This is a genomic window from Streptomyces sp. NPDC057543 (genome assembly GCF_042801895.1).
GTDB lineage: Bacteria > Actinomycetota > Actinomycetes > Streptomycetales > Streptomycetaceae > Streptomyces.
Map to the genome: position 1 here is coordinate 1 of NZ_JBHVFF010000429.1, position 5,089 is coordinate 5,089.

Annotated in this window: 6 protein-coding genes and 1 pseudogene; 4 read left to right on the forward strand and 3 right to left on the reverse strand. The window is 68.0% G+C overall.

Going from position 1 to position 5,089, the window contains the following annotated elements; genetic code table 11:
- Positions 1–128, forward strand: a pseudogene (locus tag ACFU8Q_RS38940) (sugar ABC transporter ATP-binding protein); the annotation flags it as partial.
- 75 nt (positions 129–203) lie between these two features.
- Here the strand turns inward: ACFU8Q_RS38940 and ACFU8Q_RS38945 are convergent.
- Complete coding sequence (locus tag ACFU8Q_RS38945; RefSeq protein ID WP_384464178.1) at positions 204–1,703, reverse strand: MDR family MFS transporter; 1,500 nt, start codon at positions 1,701–1,703, stop codon at positions 204–206.
- Between the two features lie 163 nt (positions 1,704–1,866).
- On the opposite strand from ACFU8Q_RS38945, the gene ACFU8Q_RS38950 reads away from it, so the two are divergent.
- The gene (locus ACFU8Q_RS38950) at positions 1,867–2,457 is read left to right on the forward strand and encodes a TetR family transcriptional regulator (RefSeq protein ID WP_384464164.1); all 591 of its coding nucleotides are present in this window, start codon (positions 1,867–1,869) and stop codon (positions 2,455–2,457) included.
- Between the two features lie 180 nt (positions 2,458–2,637).
- Entirely contained in the window at positions 2,638–2,844 is a 207-nt protein-coding gene (locus ACFU8Q_RS38955; RefSeq protein WP_384464167.1) for a hypothetical protein, read from the forward strand.
- Positions 2,845–2,926: 82 nt separating this feature from the next.
- Here the strand turns inward: ACFU8Q_RS38955 and ACFU8Q_RS38960 are convergent, their stop codons facing one another.
- A complete protein-coding gene (locus tag ACFU8Q_RS38960) occupies positions 2,927–3,505 on the reverse strand; it encodes a TIGR03086 family metal-binding protein (RefSeq protein WP_384464170.1) in 579 nt (192 codons plus the stop codon).
- Here ACFU8Q_RS38960 and ACFU8Q_RS38965 point away from each other — a divergent pair.
- Entirely contained in the window at positions 3,474–4,400 is a 927-nt protein-coding gene (locus tag ACFU8Q_RS38965; protein WP_384464173.1) for a DUF6597 domain-containing transcriptional factor, read from the forward strand. The two genes, ACFU8Q_RS38960 and ACFU8Q_RS38965, sit on opposite strands and share 32 nt — an antisense overlap.
- 57 nt (positions 4,401–4,457) lie before the next feature.
- On the opposite strand, the gene ACFU8Q_RS38970 is transcribed toward ACFU8Q_RS38965, so the two are convergent.
- Positions 4,458–4,763 (reverse strand): hypothetical protein, encoded by a 306-nt coding sequence (locus tag ACFU8Q_RS38970; RefSeq protein ID WP_384464175.1) that lies wholly within the window; start codon positions 4,761–4,763, stop codon positions 4,458–4,460.
- Positions 4,764–5,089 lie beyond the last annotated feature (326 nt).

A 5,089-nucleotide genomic window follows, 5' to 3' on the forward strand; every position in this document is an offset into this window, starting at 1 on the left:
CCCTCATCAAGATCCTCTCCGGGCTGCACCGGCACGACTCCGGCGCGTACCGCCTGGAGGGCACCGAGCTGCACCTGGGCTCACCGCGCGACGCCCTGGACCGGGGTATAGCCACCGTCTACCAGGACCCGCGCCACCGAGGGGCGGGCCGCGCTGTGGGCGGCGAACGGGTTGCCGTACACGTACGAACGGTAGTGGACCCGCTAAAGGTCCACGCTGTCGCGCAGCTTCGTCGGCGTCAGGAACAGGGCGGCGATCACGCCGACCACCGCGATGGCGGCCGAGATCAGGAAGATGGTTCCTGTCGCGTCACCGTACGCGGCGCGCACCACCTCCTGGATCTGCGGCGGCATCGCGTCGATGTTCAGGGTGGCGCCGCCCGAGGACGAAGCCGCCGGGTCGATGCCGAGCTTCGCCAGGCCGTGGGTGATCTTCGTGGCGACCTGGTTGGCGAGCACCGCCCCGAGCACGGAGACCCCGATCGTGCCGCCGAGCGAGCGGAAGAAGGTGATCGCGCCGCTGGCCGCGCCGAGTTCGCCGAGCGGGACCGTGTTCTGAAGGACGAGGACCAGGTTCTGCATCGACATGCCGACACCGGCACCGACCGCGAGCATGCCGATGGAGACGAGGACCAGCGAGGTCTCGTGGTCGATGGTGGACAGGCCCAGGAAGCCCAGCGTGAGGACGACGACGCCGGTGATGATGTACGGCTTCACCTTGCCGGTCCTGGAGACCAGGCGACCGGCGACGGTGGAGGAGACCAGCACGCCGAACATCAGCGGGATGGTGAGGAGTCCGGCCTCGGTCGGTGAGTAGCCGCGGCCGATCTGGAAGTACTGACCGAGGAAGACCGCGCCGCCGAACATCGCCATGCCGACCGCGAGGCTCGCGACGATGGCGAGCGCGGGGTCGCGGCGGCGTACGACATGGAGCGGGACGACCGGCTCCTTGACGCGGCTCTCGACCACGACGGCGGCGATCAGGATCAGGGCACTGGCACCGACCATGACGAGGGTCTGCCAGGACAGCCAGTCGAAGTCGTTGCCGACGAAGGTGACCCAGAGCAGCAGCAGGCTGACGCCCGCGGCGATCAGCGAGGCGCCCAGGTAGTCGACCTTCGTCTCCGGACGGCGAACCTCGGCGAGGTGGAGGGTGCGGGTGAGCATCACGAGGGCGATCAGCGTGAACGGTACGGCGATGAAGAAGCACCAGCGCCAGCCGAGCCACGACGTGTCGGTGATGAAGCCGCCCAGCAGCGGTCCGCCCACGGTGGCGACGGCCATGACGCCGCCCAGGTAACCGTTGTAGCGGCCGCGCTCCTTGGGACTGATCATCGCCGCGATGATGACCTGGACGAGCACCTGGAGAGCGCCCATGCCGAGGCCCTGCACGGCGCGGAAGGTGATCAACTGCCCGGTGGACTGGGCGAATCCGCAGGCGATCGACGAGACGACGAAGATGCCGACGGATATCTGGAGCAGCAGCTTCTTGCTGAACAGGTCGGCGAGCTTGCCCCAGATCGGGGTGGAGGCCGTGGAGGCCAGCAGGGACGCGGTGACGACCCAGGTGTACTGCGACTGGGTGCCGTCCAGCGAGCCGATGATCTTCGGCAGAGCCACCGACACCACGGTGCTGCTGATCATCGCCACGAACAGCACGATCAGCAGACCGCTCAGCGCCCGCAGCACATGACGGTGATCCATCGGCGCGACGTCGGTCGGCGCAGCCGTTTGTGCGCTCACGCGCAACCTCCGGAGGGTTCGAACAGGGGGCAGGAAAGGCTTCACCATACATGCTCAATGGGCAATTTTGCCCACTGTGCAATTATGCCAGGACCGAGAGGACCGGCGGGGAGATACTGAACCCATGGAGAGCTCTGTGGGACTGCGGGAACGCAAGAAGGAAGCCACGCGGCAGGCCGTACACGAGGCCACCCTGCGACTGACCGTCGAGCACGGCTTCGACCACGTCACGGTGGAGGCCGTCGCGGACGCCGCCGGGATCTCCCGCAGGACGTTCTCCAACTACTTCACGGGCAAGGAGGACGCCCTCCTCTACGGGGAGGAGCAACAGATCAGAGAACTCGTCCGCACCATGCGCGACCGGCCCGCCGAGGAGACCGCGTGGGCGGCACTGCGGGCGGCCATGGCGCAGTTCGCCGAACGGGTCGCGCCCCCGGAGCGCGAGTGGGCCCTACGGACCAGGCTGGCGATGCGGCACCCCTCACTGCTCGCCCGGCAACTCGCCAACCACGCCGCTCTGGAACGGGACTTGGCCGAAGCCGTGGCGGTCCGCCGGGGCCCGACGGAGAAGCCGGTCCGCCCCGTGGTCCTGGCTGCGGCGTTCCTCTCCTCGCTACGGATCGCCATGCGCATGTGGATCGAGGAGGACCTGGCCCGCGAGCCTTCCGAGGTGATCGACGAGATCCTGGACGAAATGGCCTGCCGGTTCGACTGAGAGTGCCCGGAACGGGTCGCGGTGCGGCCAGGCCCTGTTCTGCCTGCCTACCCGAGAGCCTCGCGCAGCGGACGGCCCAGGGCGACGGAACGGGCTCCGGGCCGAAGGAACGCCGCCTCCGGCCCGGATCGGACAACGTCGCCGCACTGCGGCCGACCTGCGGTTGCAGCACCGGCAGCAGTGCCTCAGCTCGAAAGCCGTGACCTCGCTGCGGTACTCCTCGCGCACCAAGGACCCTGGCGGGACGCTGAACAGGTAGAACGTGCCGTCGTCCAGCGGGTCGGCTGGTACGGCACCGGGCGCCTGCACTCAGCCCTCGACTACCTCCCGCCCGAGGAATTCGAGGCCCAGCACCACCGATCCCAGGCGACCACGAACGCCGTCTGAAGCCACATGAACCGACCCGCTACGAAACTTGGAACAGCTCACACCTGGGACGGCAGCGGCCCACACGTGCGTTCACATGCGGTCAGGCTCGGCGTTTCCACGACGGGTCGCGGCCCGCCAGTCCCAGAGCGCGGTCAAACAGTGGCGCAGTCGTAGGCACGCTGACTTCGGGGCCGAACACCCCGTACTGCCTGGCCATCTCGGCCTTGCCGGCGATGTCCTCGTAAAGCGCCGCGGCTAGTTCCTCGTCCACGCTCAGCTTCTGCCCGGTCGCCACCGCCAGGTCCCAGCCGTGCAGCAGCCACTCGCCCAGCACGATCCCACCGATGAAGCGGGCCTGCATCCGCCCGCTCCCAGCCAGCGCGGTCTCGCCGACCCACGCCCGCGGATCGCTCCAGACGGCGGCGGTCGCCGCCGACCGGGCGGCATACACCTCGGCCCAATCCGGCTCCGCGGTGAAGTCATGTCCCTCCGCCACCTCATCCGGCCGGGCCTGTGGAGGCTGCTTCAGTCCCGCCGCGTGCCCCCGCACGCTGGTCCAGAAGATCAGGTGATTCAGGAGTGCCCCGACGTTCAGCTCCGGGCACGGTGTGCTTCCGCCGAACTCGTCCGGCCCGATCCCGCGCACGATGTCCACCGCCGCTTCCGAAGCCCGGGCCATGACAGATCTCGTCTCCATGCCATCCCTTCCCCACTTGCCGTCAGGCATAGTAGACAGGACGCCGATGACGGGTATTGAACAAACGCGACAGCGGGCCATCCTCGACCCGCACACCGCGGCTGAGCGGTTCCGGCTCGACCACGAGCCGGCTCCGGCGGATCTGACCCCCTTTGTGGATGGTTACTGGATCCTCCGCTGGGACCTGACCGAACCGCACCGGCAGCAAGTCCTCACCCACCCGGTGGTCCACCTCACCTTCACCACTGGCGGTCTGGCCCAGATCACAGGCATCGTCAGCGACACGTTCAGCCGAGAGATCTCCGGCACCGGGCGGGTACTCGGCCTGCGATTCCGGCCCGGCGGTTTCCGCCCGTTCCTCACCGCCCCGGTGTCCACCCTTACCGACCGGGTCCTGGACATCGAAGAGATCTTCGGCCCGGCAGCGCGGGCAGCGGCAGACGCCATCATCGCCGAACCCTGCGTGCCCACCGCGCTCGAACTGGCAGCCGCGCTCGTGCGCGGCTGCCTGCCCACTCCTGACCCTGCCATCGACAAGGCCGCCGGGCTGGTCGAAACGATCAGCGCCGACCCTTCTGTTCTACGGGTGTCCCAGCTCGCCGCGATCGCCGGCATGAGCGTGCGCCAGCTGCAGCGAACGTTCGCCGAGTACGTCGGCATCGGACCCAAGTGGGTGATCCGGCGAGCCCGCATGCAGGAAGCCGCCGCACGCGCGGCCATGGCCCCGGAGGACTGGTCTGCTCTCGCCGCCGAACTCGGCTACGCCGACCAAGCGCACTTCACCCGCGACTTCACCTCATGCATAGGCACCTCCCCTGCGCAGTACGCGAGTTCGGCGCGACGCCGGAACGACTTCAGGCCGACGCGGCATGAGTAATTTCAACCGATCCACAAGTCTTGACAATTAGTCCTGTGGTACGCGCCGCCGACCGACTCAGCTGTGATCGATCCACTCGCTGAGTCTCATCCTCACCTCGTGGTTGTGATCGGTGTGCCAGACAACCTCACCGGTGATCTGTGCGCCCAGTGCTGGAAGCCTCGCGCTGGGCGGCATGGAGCCGATATCAGCCAGCCCGACCGCATTGGGCACACCGTCGATACGAATGAAGACTCCGAACGGCCGGCGGCCGACGACCTGGCCAGTGATGCGGGTGCCTACGGGTAGCGCGGACACGGTTGCTGACCACTCTCGGCGAACCTTCTCAGGGGACGGATCGCTGGGCCAGGTGTCTTCGGTCATGAGTCGATCCTGTCAGGAGGGATGACGTGTGGGCGACGGTGAATTCTCAAGGACAAGCCAAAGCAACCTCAGCCGGGACGGAGCGACCGGAAGAGCACTGGTTCGAAAGATCGCGTACGCGGGTGCGACCTGAGCTGGGGGTCCAGCGACCTGGGCCTTGTCGCTGCCGTGGCCGTGATTCCCCGCTGTTCCCCTTTGGTTCCCGGTGCTCAGGGCACGTCGTGGGCACGCCTCATGAGCTTGGCTCGGGCGCGGTGACCGTGAGCCTGGACTGGCAGCCGACGGCCCAGGGCGTCCGAAACGGCTTGGGGCCGACGGTGCGACAC

Bases quoted from the DNA above. Each gene is read 5' to 3' on its own strand.
- ACFU8Q_RS38945 (WP_384464178.1), bottom strand. From the start codon at position 1,703: ATGGATCACCGTCATGTGCTGCGGGCGCTGAGCGGTCTGCTGATCGTG.
- ACFU8Q_RS38950 (WP_384464164.1), top strand. From the start codon at position 1,867: ATGGAGAGCTCTGTGGGACTGCGGGAACGCAAGAAGGAAGCCACGCGG.
- ACFU8Q_RS38965 (WP_384464173.1), top strand. From the start codon at position 3,474: ATGTCCACCGCCGCTTCCGAAGCCCGGGCCATGACAGATCTCGTCTCC.
- ACFU8Q_RS38960 (WP_384464170.1), bottom strand. From the start codon at position 3,505: ATGGCCCGGGCTTCGGAAGCGGCGGTGGACATCGTGCGCGGGATCGGG.
- ACFU8Q_RS38970 (WP_384464175.1), bottom strand. From the start codon at position 4,763: ATGACCGAAGACACCTGGCCCAGCGATCCGTCCCCTGAGAAGGTTCGC.